Origin of the sequence: Spirillospora sp. NBC_01491 (assembly GCF_036227065.1) — a bacterium.
Classification (GTDB): Bacteria; Actinomycetota; Actinomycetes; order Streptosporangiales; family Streptosporangiaceae; genus Spirillospora; species Spirillospora xylanilytica.
Genome location: NZ_CP109432.1, coordinates 2,967,123 through 2,980,945, shown reverse-complemented (window position 1 = coordinate 2,980,945; position 13,823 = coordinate 2,967,123). Strand labels below are relative to the sequence as shown.

Sequence of the window (13,823 nt, the reverse complement as noted above, 5' to 3'; positions counted from 1 at the left end):
CTCAGGCGGGGGCATCACCGTCCTGGACGCGCTGCCAGGCCCGCCGGAAGAGGCCGGGCACCGGTTCGTACGGCAGGATCGCGCCCAGGGCCGTGCGCTTTTTCCCTCCCCAGAGCGGGCTCTCCAGCACGTGGAAGAATGGGAGCTTCCACGTCTCCAGCGGCAGGTGGGGGGTCTTGAGCGCCTCCCAGCCGCCGGGCAGGAACAGCGACCGTCCGGCGCGGGCCCGGCGGCCCTCCACGACCAGTCCGGAGGCGGCCAGCTCGGCGCGGGCGGCCTTGAGGCGGGCCGGCTTCCATCCCGTCCAGCGGGCCACGTTGCGGTCGGTGGGGTCGGGCAGTGCCAGCAGCGCCAGGTAGACGCCGGCGGCCTCGGCGCCGAGCCCGTGCGCCGCGGCCACCTCGGCGACCAGGTCCGGCACTGACCGGGCGGGGTCCTGCGGCCACCACAGACCGTCCTTGCCGCGCTCCCCGGCGACGGGGTCGCCCGGGTCGGCGAGGAGGGCCGCGAACCGCGGGTCGAACGCGCGGTGCAGCGCCTCCGCGAGGGCATCGTCGGACAGCCTGGTGCTGTCGGTGATCCGGCTGCTGTCGCGGAAGCGGTACGTCAGGGGCAGGTTCGGGTCGTCGCCGGTCTCGTCCAGCAGCGCCGTCCGGACGATCGGATGGGTCGGCCATTTCGAGTCGGGGATGATGATCGCGCCGTAGCGCTGCCAGCCCTCGCGGGAGCGCTGCCATTCCAGGTCGGCCGCGCCGGGCGCGGCGGGGTCGGTGGGGCCGCCGGTCTCGTCGGGCGGGCCGGCGGCGGCCCGGAAGGGGGCCGGGTCGAACCGCGGTACCAGCTCCAGCAGCATGCCGGGGGCGGCCAGCCGGTCCCGGATCAGCGCCAGCGCGTCGGGCAGCGAGGCCCGCAGCGGGTCTCCGGCGGGCAGCCGGTGCGCCAGCCAGGTCGCCGCCGCGATGGTCCCGACCAGCACCTCCTCGGTGAACCCGGCGAGGTCCGGGTGGGCCGGGAGGACCTGTACGTCCTGGATGCGCCAGCTCAGATCCCTGGTCAGGTGGGGGCTCGCGGACGGCTCGACCAGCGCCCGGATCGAGTCGGTCGCCCCCCAGGCCCTCCCGAAGGCCGACCAGTGCGACCGGACGACGGCCTTGGCCGCCTCGCTGAGCAGATCCTCGGGTATCGGCCGCTTCCGTCCCACGGTGGCGTTCCACACCCGGGCCGCCGCCGCCGCGTCCGGGCCGTGCGTCCACAGCCGGGCGGGGTCCTCGGGGAGCAGCGCCCCGGTCACCGCGGCGGGGAGGCCGCCGCCGGCGTGCCTGGCGATGTCGCCGCGGGCCACCAGGGCCGCGGACTGCTTGATCTCGAGGAGCCCGCGGAGCTCGGAGGACGGGAAGGCGTCGTCCTGGAGCTCCGGCAGCCCGGCCAGCAGCAGCCCGGCCAGCGCCGGGACGGCGCCGGTGAGCTCGGCGAACTCCTCGGCCGCCGCGTCCTGCCGGGTGATCTGCCCGTGCTCGGCCCACGCGGACAGGAAGGCGCCGAGCCAGCCGGGCTCGCGGTCCTCTCCGACCGGTACCGAGGACGTCACGGTGTACGGGGCGGGGACCTCGAACCGGCCGGACGGGTCGTGGAACAGCGCGGTGAAGTCGCAGCCGTACTCGAGGCGCGCCTTGGTCCCGACGGTGAACGTGCCGTCCCTGGCGTCCAGGACGGCCAGGAACGCGCCGTCCGCGAGGGGCAGCAGCGCGCACATGCCGGAGGTGTAGTCGGCCCACTTGCTCTGGCCGATGGCCTCGGTCACGATCTCCGGGGCGAGATGCAGCCCGACCTGACGCCAGTGCCCCGGCCGGGACGAGTCCAGGCCGAGCGCATTGACCAGGACCAGCAGCCGCCGCAGCGCCTCCCGCTCGCGCGGCGGGGTGGCCGGTGACGCGGCCCGGAGGGCCACCGCCGCGCATCCGCCGAGCAGCCTGTCCCAGGCCACCTGGCTCTTGGGCAGCTCGGGTCCGCCGATGTGGGTGCGGCCGTCCGGGACGTCGGCGATCGGCTCGGCGTGCAGGGCCCGGTGGAGCGCGCGCAACTGGTCGAACGGGCGCTTGTCGCCGTCGAGCCGGGAGGCGCCGAGCCTCTCGGAGTACCTGCCCAGCCAGAGCCCGCTGAGCCCGTTGCCGAGCATCGCGTCGTCCGGGCCCGCTTCGAGGGCGTCCTGGACGTGCTGGACGTCGGGAGCGGACGGGGCGTCGTCCTGGGCGGTGTGCCCGGCGATGCGGGCGGCCACCCCGTCCAGGACGGCCTGCCGCTCGGCGGCGAACCGCGCGACGCCCGCCACGCCCATGGCCAGTGTGTCATCGCCGATCTGCGGGATCAGCGTGCGGACGAGCGCGGGGAGGTCGTCGTCCCCGGACACGGCGGCCTTGAACAGCGCCGCCGCGGTCTCGCGGTCGACCCTGCGCAGCGCGGCCGATCCTTCCGGGTCGCGGGGGCGCAGCATCGTCCAGTAGGCCTGCGGCGGCAGGTGCGGCAGGCCCGCGGCGAAATGCCCCTCGCTGAGGGCCGTCGTCACCCCGTCCGGATCGATCAGGGCGGCGGGGCCGTAAGCGCTGTTGTTGCGGAGGAGCACGCGCGGCCGGTCGTCGCCGGGAAGCGAGAGCGCGCCGACCGGGTAGGACCTCCCGGAGCCGCTCCGCGGCGGGTCGGCGACGGTGACGGAGCGCCCGGCGAGGTCCTCGCCGCGCACCGACCCGTCCGGGTGCTCGGTGACCAGCCAGCCGAGCAGGCCGTCCACCGGCGTCCCCAGCGGAGTGGTCTCGGCCGTGCCGGCCGGACGCAGCCAGGTGTGCTTGGGGACCACGGTTCCGCTGGCCTTCTCCGCCATGCTCGTCAGCCGGGCGGGGAGGCCCTTCGCGCCCTGGCTCCCGGTGATCGGGTCATAGGCGACCCACCGGTCGGGGTAGCTCTTGCGGACCCAGAACGAGGTCCCGTCGCCGATCACCAGGTTCTCGGCGGGCACGCGGGTGTCGCCGGGGCGCAGCACGGCCTCCCCGGTGGTGCGCCCGCCGCCGGGCAGCGGGAGGGTCATCGCGGGGGACAGGCCCCGCCGCCACTCGCCGGAGATCAGGCTCACGTCCCCGTACCGGTCGGCGATGTCGGTCATCGGGATCGGCTCGGCGTCCGGAGTTCCCTCGACGTGCCAGTAGCCGACGAGGCAATGGTTCTTGAAATCGCGCCAGGTGACCTGGAGCGCACCGTCCACGTAGTGGACGTACCAGGTGCTGATCCACGATCCCGGGACGTCCGGGAAGGTGTGCGCGAGCACGGTGCCCTCCGGCCCGACCACCCGGACCTCGGTGTCGCCCGAGACGATCAGGTACGGCCAGGCGTCCTGCATGGTGGGCGCGGACCGGTCGGAACCGGCCAAGACCTCGCGCACCGCCTCCTCGAAGGCGGGCCAGCACAGCTCGCCGAACAGCCCGCCCCGCAGCGTCCGGACGATCTCGGCCACGAGATCGCCGCCCGGAGCGCCCGCGGGCCCGTCCTGGACGGCCGCCGCCAGGATGTCGGTCGGCAGCCACTCCAGCAGGTTGTGCGGGGTGACCAGGCCGGGCAGTCCGGGGGCGTGCGCCTGCCGGAACACGTCCCGGACCCAGGTGAGCACCAGCGACCGGCCGCCCGGCGTCTCGGCCAGCAGCTCGACCGTCCGCAGGTTCCGCTGGTCGTAGACGAAGCCGCCGGCCGGAGCGGCGAACGCGGCGGTGAACCGCGGGTCGGCGGCCAGGGCGCGCAGGTCCCGGCGCTCGTCCCCGGCCGCCCAGTCGTCCAGGTCGAGGCGGTGGCCGGGGTCGGGGCCCGCGACCGGAACGTCCAGGGTCAGCAGCAGGTCGAGCAGGTCGATGTCGTGCGGGACCCGCACCGTCCCGCCGGACGCGGCGAGTTCGTCGCGCAGCCGTCCGGCCACCCGCTCGACCACCGCGCCGAGCCCGGGGAGCCGCGCGTTCCCGCCGATGCCGCGGTTCCACTTCTCCAGCACCGTGTCGAGCCATCCGGCCGTCCCGCCGGACGGTCGCGGCCGATCCGTGACGTCGCCGAGGGCGGCGGTGGCGCCCGAGCGTTCCAGCAGCTCGAGCCATTGGACGAACCGGTCCCTGATCTGCTGGAGCGACAGCTCTCGCTGGTAGCCGGGGACCATGTCGAGCAGCGTGCGCCCGACCTCCGGATCCCGCCGGGCCAGGGCGGTGAGGGCCGTCTTGTGCGCGTTCCACCACCCTGCCGGGGCCTTGACGATCGCGGGGCAGGCGACCATCTCGGCCAGGTACGCCTGCTCCAGCGCCGCCTGGTCGCCCGCCGCCTTCGCGAGCCTGCGGACGGCGGCGGCCATCTGGGTGGACGGCGCGTCCCCCTTCTCGGTGCAGCGCACGCACAGCCGGGCGAACCGCTGGAACGCCTGGTCCGCCGGCATCCGGCCGGCCAGTTCCTTGGCGTAGTCGGCCACCGCCTTCGCCGGCAGCGCTCCCGCCACCGCGAACTGGGTGAAGATCTCGTCGATGTGGTCCGCGTCCACGAGGAGCCCGTGCTCGGCCTCGGCCTGGCGCGCGGCGGCGAGCATCTGCGCGGCGTACTTCTCGTGCTGGGCCGACAGGAACGCGAGCGCCGCGTGCTCGTACAGCGCGGGCAGCGCCGCGGGCACGGTGGGCGCCAGCTCGTCAGCGATCGCCTGGTACTCCCGCAGTGCCTTCTTCGGCCGGTTCCAGGCCCGTCGCCGTATCTCGCGGAGCGTCTGCTCGACGTCCGGCAGCAGCAGCCGTGCGCGCGCCACGTCCTTGGGGGACAGCGCGTTCAGCAGATCCAGGAATTCGGCGGGTGTCGATGATGCCACTCATGCCCCTCACAGTGTGCGAACGGCCGAAATGCTACTGATCACCAACCCCGCCCGACCCCCGAACCCAAGATCATCCAGTGGAGGTGCCGAAGGCGGCGCCGTCCCGCCGCGGCCTCAGGCGCCGGTCGAGAGATCCCGCGCCCGCTGCTGCGGCTGCGCCGGTTCGCGGCGGTGCCGTACCCATGACGGATCGTGCCCGCGTCACTACCATGGGTGTCCGTGGACCGGTGCGGGCTTGGGGGACGAGTGGAGGCCAGTGAGATCACGACGGCCGAGGAGTTCGGCGTCCTTCTGCGGGAGCTGCGCGGGCGTCTCACCCAGCAGGCCGTGGCCAGGCGCTCGGAGATCGACGGGGCGGCGCTGACCCGGCAGCGGGTCTCCAACATCGAGAACGGGGCGGTTCCCACGGCGGAGCAGCTCCGCTGCTATGTGCAGGGCTGCGGGAAGCCCGGCCTCTTCGACGAGTTCGAGCCCGTCCGGCGGCGGATCCGGCCGCCGGCGGTGGCCGCTGCGGGCGGCGCGGGCGACGAGATCGTCCACCTGGCGCCGCCGGAGCGGACGGGCCGCGTGCCGTGGCGCCTGGTGCTGTCCGCGGCGGCGGTGCTCGCGGTGACGGTGGTGTCGACCGCCGCCGCGGTGGTCGTGCTCATGGACGGCGGGGCGTCCGACGGGACGGCTTCGGCGGGTGCTCCCGACTGCGTCGACGGTCACCTCTGCTTCTGGCCGGAGCCGAACTTCCTCGGCCGGAAGATCACGCTGCCGCCGGACTACGCCACCGGCAGCACGTGCGAGCCGCTGCCGTTCGTCGCCCGCTCCGCGCAGAACAACAGCAAGGAGCGGCAGCGGCTCTTCGCGGGGACGGACTGCACCGGCCAGGTGACGATCCTGCACCACCTCGACCGGGTCCCGCTGCCGTCCCTCGCGGTGCTCAGCTACCGGCACAGCTGACGGGCGCGCCGTCCCCGCCGCTCCCGAACGCGGGGGCGGCGCGCCCGGCGGCGGCTACCTGATCACGTGGGTCTGGTAGGTCTGCCAGGCGAAGTGCGGGTAGTAGTCCCGCTTCCCGCCGATGCCGATGAGGTAGAACTTGCTGTTCGGGATGGCGCTCCAGATGACCTGGACGCGGATGGGCCGGCCGCAGCTGACGTTGATCACCTGCACGCCGTTGTTGGCGAGCGGCTTGATCTTGGCGCACCCGTTGGGGGCGGCCACCGTGGCGGCGCCCGCCTCCGGTGCGGCGCTCGTCGCCTGGGCGCCCCCGGCGAGGGCGAGGCCGCCGCTCATCGCGGCGGCGACCACCCCGGTGGTGATGGCCGTGCGTCGTAGTTGGACTCGCATGTCCCTGTCTCTTTTCGTGAGTGGATCGCTGATGGGACGTCCGCCGAACACGCACGGCGGATTCCCCCGGTTCGTGCGTTCGGCACGCTTCCGGACCTGCGAGACCAGAACAGCAGGGCGACCCGGGTGCCACCAGGGCCGCGGGTGTCATGCCCTGTCCGCCCCTGTCACGCGGACATGTCGCGACACCGTGACCTGCGACAACGCCGTCCCGGTCAGTCGCCGGGACACAGAGAAGCCCTGGTCGTCTCTGTGACGGCCAGGGCTTCCGTTGTTCAGCCTGGGGTGAGTGACGGGACTTGAACCCGCGACATCTTGGACCACAACCAAGTGCTCTACCGGCTGAGCTACACCCACCATGAGCCGGGATCACTCCCGGCTCCCGATAGTGTAGCGGCTTCCCGGGGGTGGTCGGCTACCTGTGATCAGCCCGTGGGACCGGCGGGGGGCGCGGCGGCGGCGACGACCTCGGCGGCCAGGGTGCGGGCGGTGTCGGAGTCGGGGCCGGGCTGCGGGACGAACACGGCGGCGCGGTAGTAGCGGAGCTCCCGGATGCTCTCGGTGATGTCGGCGAGGGCGCGGTGGCCGCCGTTCTTCTCCGGGCTGGCGAAGTAGACGCGCGGGTACCAGCGGCGGGCCAGTTCCTTGATGCTGGAGACATCGACCATGCGGTAGTGCAGGTGGGCGTCCAGAGCGGGCATGTCGCGGGCCAGGAACGAGCGGTCGGTGGCGATGGAGTTGCCGCAGAGCGGGGCCTTCTTGGCGTCCTTGACGTGGCCGCGGACGTAGCTGAGGACGGCTTCCTCGGCCTCGGCGAGGGTGATGCCGCCGGCCAGCACCTCCAGCAGGCCCGAGGTGGTGTGCATGTCGCGCACCAGCTTGGTCATCTGGGCCAGCGCCTCGGGCGGGGGTTTGATCACCAGGTCGACGCCCTCGTCGAGGATGTTGAGGTCGCTGTCGGTCACCAGCGCGGCTATCTCGATCAGCGCGTCGTCGCGCAGGTCGAGCCCGGTCATTTCGCAATCGATCCAGACGAGCCGCTCGTTCATGGGTTTCACCCTACGACTATGGACGACCGCGCGGGGCATCGAGGCGCCGGCCGGTGATGTGGGCCGGGACGGGGATGCCGGGGCGGAGCCGGGGATCGGGCTCGGGGGCCCCGAGGACCTGGCGGACGGGGACGACGCCCGCCCACACGTCCAGCGCGTAGTCGTCCTCGTCGTCGCCGGGAGGGCCCTGCCGCACCTTCACCGACGCCTCGTCCAGGGACAGGGCCAGGACGCTGGTGGCGGCCATCTCCTTGGGGGTGGGCGGGCGGGCGGCGTCCCACTGGCCGGGCGCGAGCCGTTCGGAGACGGCGCGGAGGGCGGCGGACTTCTCGTCGGGGCCGGTGACCGTCCGGGGCGTCCCGAAGACGAGGGCGCTGCGGTAGTTGATCGAGTGGTTGAAGATCGCCCGGGCCAGGACGAGGCCGTCCAGGTGGGTGACGGTGACGCAGATCTCATGGGCTGGGGCCGCGCTCAGGCTGGACGCGCCGGTGGACCCGTGCAGGTAGAGGGTGTCGTCGATCCGGCCGTACCCGGTGGGGATCACGCGGGGCGAGCCGTTCACGACGACGCCCAGGTGGCAGATCATGCCCGCGTCGAGGATCTCGTAGAGGGCGGACCGGTCCGAGGCGGCGCGCTTCCCGTACCGGCCGAGGCTGGTGCGGGCGGTCGAGGACAGCGGGGTGGTGTTCATGCTCGCCTACGCTAGGAGGGAAGTGGCCTGGTCAGTAGGGCCACTCGCCACGGAAATCCGGAGACCACTTGTGCGTGTCGAGCCGCTCGACCTGCCGCTCGTCGTGGAGCGGTCCGGCGCCGGGCCGATGAGCGCGCAGCTGGTCGCGCAGTTCCGCGCGGCCATGCGGGAGGGACGGCTCGCGGCGGGGGAGCGGCTGCCGTCCAGCAGGGCCCTGGCCGGGGTCGTCGGGGTGAGCCGGACGGTCGTCACCGAGGCGTACGAGCAGCTCTACGCCGAAGGATGGCTCGAGGGGCGGCACGGGTCGGGCACGTACGTCACCGACGGTGTGGCGGCGCCGCCTCCCGGCCCGGCGCCGGAGGCGTTCCCGGAGCGGCGCGCGGCGCCCGCCGGGACGGGGGCCGGGGTGATCGACCTGCGGCCCGGGGACGCGTGGACCGGCGCCCTCGACACGCCCGCGTGGCGGCGCGCCTGGCGGCTGGCGGCGCGGATGCCGCCGCCGGTCCCGCGGCGCGACCCGGAGGGGCTGCCCGGGTTGCGGGCCGCGCTGGCCGGCTACATCCGGCGCAGCCGCGGCGTCGCCTGCCCGGTGGACGGGCTGCTGGTCACCCGGGGCGCGACCAACGGCCTCGACCTGCTGGCCGCCACCGTGCTCGGCCGGGGCGAGCGGGTGGGGGTGGAGGAGCCGGGCTACGGCCGGGCCCGCGCGGTCCTGGAGGGACGCGGCGCGCAGATCGTGCCGTGCCCGGTCGACGAGCACGGGCTGATCGTGGAGGGGCTGCCGGACGATCTGCGGCTGGTCTACACGACGCCGTCCCACCAGTACCCGCTCGGCGGCGTCCTGCCGGTGCCGCGCAGGCAGGCCCTGCTGGCGTGGGCGCGGCGGACGGGGGCGCTGGTCGCCGAGGACGACTACGACGGAGAGTTCCGGTACGACGTCGCGCCGCTGCCCGCGCTCTACGGCCTCGATCCCGACGCGGTGGTCTACCTGGGCACCACCGCCAAGATCCTCACCTCGGACATGGGCGTCGGCTGGCTGGTCGCCCGTCCCGGCCTGGTGGCCGAGATCGCGCGCCGCCGCGAGGAGTTCAACGACCGTCCGGCGGTGGTGCCGCAGGAGGCGCTCCGGGAGCTGCTGGTCCGGGGGGACCTGGACCGCTACATCCGCCGGATGCGCGCGGAGTACGGGCGCAGGCGCGCGGCCGTGGTCCGCGCGCTGAGCGGGCTGCGCCTGCGCGGCGACACCGCCGGCCTGCACGTCGTGGTGGACCTGCCGGGCCCGGTGGCGGAGCGGGCGGCGCGCGAGGCCGCGCGGCGCGGGGTGCTGCTGGACACGCTCGAACGCCACCACGCGCGCCCGCCGGGCGCCACCGGCCTGGTGATCGGCTACGGCGCCCCGGCGGGCCTCGCCGAGCTCAGGGCCGGCTGCGCGGTGGTTCGCGAGCTCGTTGCCTGACCCGCTAGCCGACGGGTGAGGGAGACGCGGCCGGGGACGGTACGGGCGGCGGCGGCGCCGGAGCGCGGACGGGGGTGTCGCGCCGGGGCGGCTCGATCCGTCCGGGGCCGGTCGCGCCGGGTCCGTGCATGGGCTCGGCGGGTTGCGCGGGCTGCGGGGGCTGGCCGGTGTGCAGGGAGTCGGCGGCCAGCGCGCGTTCGGCCGAGTGGTGGAACTCGGTGTGGCGGGCGGGCTCGGCGGCGCGCTGGAGTTCGGCCGGACGCGCGGGTTCGCCGCCCTGGAGGGGGAGCGCGGACGGACGCGCCGGTTCGGCGGTCCGCCTGGGGGCGGCGGTGGCCAGCACGGGCTCGGCGGGTTGCGCGGGCTGACTCTGTGGAGAGGCGTGGCCGCTCAGCGCGGGCTCGGCGGCGGGCCGTAGGGGAGTGGTACTGCGCAGGGGTTCGACGACCCTCACCGGCTCGGGCGTCCAGATGGGCTTGCCCGGATATGCGGGTTGCGGACTGCGGCGCGGGACGTCCGGGCGCGGGACGTCGGGACGTTGCGCGGCCGGGCGCGTGGGCGAGCCGGAGCCCGGCGAGCCGGTGCCGATCACCTCGCCCGTGGTGAGGAGGGACGGCTTCGGGATGGGGGCCAGCGGGGTGTCGGGGCCGGTGATGCGCCGGATGTCGATGCCGCCGGGGTCGGGACGGTCGGCGCCGGGGACCTGGGAGGCGCCGTAGTGGCCGCCCCGCGCCCAGGCGCGGCGGTCGCGCCGGGAGTGGTAGGACTGCGGCGACGGCAGCGGCGGGCCGGCGAGCCAGTGCCGGGCGACGCCCCAGGCGTCCAGCCAGCGCATGATCGGGTCGAGCCCGGCGAGCAGCGTCCCGGTGAAGGGGGCGCGGGCGTGGCCGACCACCATGATCTGCACGCAGACCCGGCCCTCCCGGCCGGCGCCGTCGTCGCCGAGCAGCCGTCCCGCGCGGGTGGCGGGGACGAGCTGGAGGACCTCCCCGGAGCCCGGATTCCACACCAGGTGCGCGGCGCGGTCCTCCTTCACCAGGTCGGCGGCGACCGAGCGGGCCGAGACGGCACGGGGGTCGGACTCGCTGCTGAACCAGACGACACGGGGAGCACCTCCCTGCAACGCTCCACCGTCCTGTCGTGCGGGCATGCGTGCGGCTCCCGGTAGCCATGCGTCGGCCACGGTGCGTCCCCCCAATCGGGCGGTCCGGCCCCGAATTGGTCTCGGTTCCTTGTTCGTAGCCCAGCCGGACGCATAAGTCCAGCCTGCCGCCGTGGGCCGGTTTCGGCGGCTTGCACACCCCGCAAGGGATTGGTCCCAGTCTGATCGGGTGTCGTCGGTGATGCGTACCCCTCCCGCCCCGCTAATCCACCTAGGGCCGTCCCGTTCCTGCGGTACGTGCCCGGCGGGCTCCCCGGGCGCCGCTATTCCTCCTGGTCAGCGCTCCGGGGCCGGGTCGAGCGAAAGGATCATGGTAACGGCCGGAAGTGGCCGAAGGGTTACCGTCCGCACTGGAGGGCCTTGGACGGGGGCGGGGTTCACAGCCCGGACCGAGCCACGTTCTAATAGGGCCCCATGAGCGCTGACGCTGAACTTCCGGCCGGGGTACCCGGCATCGACGTCCCGCGCCTGGCGGACTGGCTGGCGCGCGCGCTGCCCGGAACCGGGCGGATCACCGCGATCGACCTGATCGCCGGCGGGCGGTCCAACCTGACCTACGGGATCACCCTGGAGGGCGGGCGCCGGATCGTGCTGCGCCGCCCGCCGCTCGGGCACGTCCTGCCGACCGCCCACGACATGGGGCGCGAGTACCGGGTGCTGTCGGCGCTGAGCGCGGGGAGCGAGGTGCCGGTGCCGGCCACGCTGGCGTTCTGCGACGACGAGGGCGTCATCGGCGCCCGCTTCTACCTGATGGACTTCGTCGAGGGCCAGGTGCTGCGCACCCGCGAGGACGCCGCCGACCTCACCCCCGAGCAGGCCGCCGGGCTCAGCGAGGCGCTCGCCGCCGCGCTCGCGGCGATCCACACCGTCGACGTCGAGGCCGTCGGCCTGGCGGACTTCGGCCGGCCGAGCGGCTACATGGCCCGCCAGCTCAAGCGCTGGGGCAAGCAGTGGGACAGCTCGCAGGAGGCGATCCGCGCCGGCGGCAACGCCCACGACCTGCCCGAGTACGACCGGCTGGTCGCGCGGCTGGCCGAGCGGCTGCCCGCCGACGCCCCGGCCCGGCTGGTGCACGGCGACTTCCGGCTCGACAACGCGCTGGCCCGGCTGAAGCCGCGGCCCGAGATCGCCGCGGTGGTCGACTGGGAGATGTCGACCCTGGGCGATCCGCTGTCGGACCTGGGCCTGACCCTGGTCTACTGGGCCGAGGCGACCGACGCGCAGCAGCTCCCGGTCGGGGCCACCATCACCACCGCGCCCGGCTTCCTCACCCGGCGGCAGTTCACCGAGCGGTACGCCGCGCTGACCGGGTACGACCTGGCCGACCTCGACTTCTACGTCGCGTTCGCCTGCTTCAAGCTCGCGGTGATCCTGGAGGGCATCCACGCCCGCTACCTGCAGAACGCCACCGTCGGCGAGGGGTTCGACACGATCGGGGACGCGGTGCCCGTCCTGCTCACCCGCGCGCACGGCACGCTCGACGCCGGCTCCCCCTGGTAGGACGCGGCCGTCCGCGTCCCCCAGGAGGCGTCCCCGATCAGCAGTAGGCGACCGGCGCGGAGCCGCCGGAGGTGAACGAGACCGCGCCGTCCTTCGGGACCCAGCACATCCCGTTGGTGCGGCGGACGGTCACCCCGGCGGTCTGGCCGGCCGACAATCGGCCCGACCCGCCGGCGTCGAGGTCGCCCGAGGTGCCGGTGACCCGCCAGGTGACCGGGCCGCCGACCGCCCTGATCGTGATCGTGCACGATGCGTCGCGGCCCATGTCGCAGCCGGCCACCGACAGGTTGCCCGGCGCGGGCGGATCGGGCCGGTGCGGCGGCGGCGGTTTCGGTGACGCCGGTTTCGTGGTCGGCGGCTTGCTCGTCGGCGTCTTGGACGGTGACGGCGACTTCGACGGCGTCGGGCTGGAACTGCTCGGCGTCGGCGAGGCGCTGGTGCTGGGCGTCCGCGACGGGTCCCGCGACGGGTCGGGCGAGGCGGCGGACGACCCGTCGCCGGCCGACGCCGAGCTCACCCCGGGCGCCGGGGCCGTAGCGCCGGTCTTCTCGCCCGAGCCGCTGAACGCCGAGACCGATACCGCGATCACCGCGACGGCGGCGACGCCGCCCGCGACCGCGGCGATGAGCGGGCCGCGGCGGCGGGCCGGCGCGCGGTCCCGGGTGCGGGCGGCCACCGGCTCGTAGGGGACCGGCCAGCCGTACTCGTCGAACGGCTCGGTCCAGGCCGCGATGGAGCGGCGGTTCTCGGCCCGGTCGGCGGCGGTCGCCGCGGTCAGCACGTCCAGCCGCAGGTCGCCCGGGATCGCCGCGATGGGCAGCACGGCCAGCAGCCGGTCGGCGGGCAGCGACGGGGTCTCGCGCGTGCCGCACGTCGGGCAGCTCGCCACGTGCCGGACCAGGGTCGAGGAGGTCTGCGGGGACAGCGGCCAGGACTCGGTCAGCGCCGAGACGCTCGGGCAGTCCTTCCAGTGGTTCTGCGCGATCAGCGCGGCGTGCAGCGCGGCCGACAGGGTCCCGCGGGCCCTGGTGACCAGCTCGTCGGCCTCCTCGACCTCGATGCCGAAGACCCCGGACAGGTCCACCGCGTCCAGTTCGTGCCGGACCGCCAGGTCGATCGCCTCGCGCTGCCGCCCGTTGAGCGCGGCGAGGGCGCTGTGCGCCAGCAGGCGGCGCTCCTCGCGGCGGGAGATCTGCTCCTCCGACAGGTCGTCCTCGGCCTCGGGCGCCTCCTGCCCGATGTGCCGGTTCGGGCTGTCGCGGCGCCGCATGCACTCCTTGCGGGCGACGGCGTACAGCCAGCCGCGCAGCCGGTCGGGCTCGCCCAGCATGGCGACGTGCTCGCGGGCCGCGATCACGCAGTTGCGCAGCGCGCCCGTCGCCTCGATCCGGTCGCGCAGCAGCCCGTGGCAGTAGTCGAACAGGAAAGGGGCGTAGGTGTCGTAGACCTCGGTCAGCGCGATGACGTCGCCGGCGCGCAGTGCCTCCGCCAGCCGGAGGTCGTCGAACTGACCGGGACCTGGCCCTCCGGCCACGGGAACCCTCCCAGGTGAATCGGTGTCTTCGGACGTGCCTGCGGTGAACGCGGGCCATGGCCCCGCCACTCTGGCTGCCCGATCCTGCCACCAAGTCAGGGAGATTTCTCCCTTTAGGGACGATTACGTGACCGGCGCGGTACGCGCCGTGGCCATCCGGGCATGTAGAGCACCGGGTTCGCGGCCGATGTGATCTGAGTCTCAAGGGTCCCGTCCG

General features: G+C 74.5%; 9 protein-coding genes and 1 tRNA gene. 3 read left to right on the top strand and 7 right to left on the bottom strand.

Annotated features, from left to right (window positions below; genetic code table 11):
- Position 1: 1 nt before the first annotated feature.
- Positions 2-4,873 carry a DNA-binding protein gene (locus OHA34_RS13900; RefSeq protein ID WP_329521817.1) on the bottom strand — a complete coding sequence of 1,624 codons (4,872 nt, stop codon included), beginning with the start codon at positions 4,871-4,873 and terminating at the stop codon, positions 2-4.
- 249 nt (positions 4,874-5,122) lie between these two features.
- Between OHA34_RS13900 and OHA34_RS13895 the strand changes: the two genes are divergently transcribed.
- A complete protein-coding gene (locus OHA34_RS13895; RefSeq protein ID WP_329521816.1) occupies positions 5,123-5,824 on the top strand; it encodes a peptidase inhibitor family I36 protein in 702 nt (233 codons plus the stop codon).
- Between the two features lie 54 nt (positions 5,825-5,878).
- On the opposite strand, the gene OHA34_RS13890 is transcribed toward OHA34_RS13895, so the two are convergent.
- The 4 genes from OHA34_RS13890 to OHA34_RS13875 all read right to left on the bottom strand — a co-directional run bounded on the left by OHA34_RS13890 (position 5,879) and on the right by OHA34_RS13875 (position 7,954).
- Positions 5,879-6,214 (bottom strand): hypothetical protein, encoded by a 336-nt coding sequence (locus OHA34_RS13890; protein WP_329521815.1) that lies wholly within the window; start codon positions 6,212-6,214, stop codon positions 5,879-5,881.
- Positions 6,215-6,495: 281 nt separating this feature from the next.
- Positions 6,496-6,571: transfer RNA gene (locus OHA34_RS13885), tRNA-His, on the bottom strand.
- A gap of 68 nt (positions 6,572-6,639) precedes the next feature.
- Positions 6,640-7,263, bottom strand: coding sequence for an oligoribonuclease (orn, locus tag OHA34_RS13880; protein ID WP_285944075.1), 624 nt, complete (start codon positions 7,261-7,263; stop codon positions 6,640-6,642).
- A 16-nt stretch (positions 7,264-7,279) separates the two neighbouring features.
- Positions 7,280-7,954 carry a pyridoxamine 5'-phosphate oxidase family protein gene (locus OHA34_RS13875; RefSeq protein ID WP_329521814.1) on the bottom strand — a complete coding sequence of 225 codons (675 nt, stop codon included), beginning with the start codon at positions 7,952-7,954 and terminating at the stop codon, positions 7,280-7,282.
- 70 nt (positions 7,955-8,024) lie between these two features.
- On the opposite strand from OHA34_RS13875, the gene pdxR reads away from it, so the two are divergent.
- The gene (pdxR, locus tag OHA34_RS13870) at positions 8,025-9,410 is read left to right on the top strand and encodes a MocR-like pyridoxine biosynthesis transcription factor PdxR (protein ID WP_285944077.1); all 1,386 of its coding nucleotides are present in this window, start codon (positions 8,025-8,027) and stop codon (positions 9,408-9,410) included.
- A gap of 4 nt (positions 9,411-9,414) precedes the next feature.
- Here pdxR and OHA34_RS13865 read toward each other — a convergent pair whose 3' ends face one another.
- Complete coding sequence (locus tag OHA34_RS13865) at positions 9,415-10,560, bottom strand: hypothetical protein (RefSeq protein WP_329521813.1); 1,146 nt, start codon at positions 10,558-10,560, stop codon at positions 9,415-9,417.
- Positions 10,561-10,986: 426 nt separating this feature from the next.
- Between OHA34_RS13865 and OHA34_RS13860 the strand changes: the two genes are divergently transcribed.
- Positions 10,987-12,072 (top strand): phosphotransferase family protein, encoded by a 1,086-nt coding sequence (locus OHA34_RS13860; RefSeq protein ID WP_285944079.1) that lies wholly within the window; start codon positions 10,987-10,989, stop codon positions 12,070-12,072.
- 37 nt (positions 12,073-12,109) lie between these two features.
- On the opposite strand, the gene OHA34_RS13855 is transcribed toward OHA34_RS13860, so the two are convergent.
- A complete protein-coding gene (locus OHA34_RS13855; RefSeq protein ID WP_329521812.1) occupies positions 12,110-13,606 on the bottom strand; it encodes an RNA polymerase sigma factor in 1,497 nt (498 codons plus the stop codon).
- Positions 13,607-13,823 lie beyond the last annotated feature (217 nt).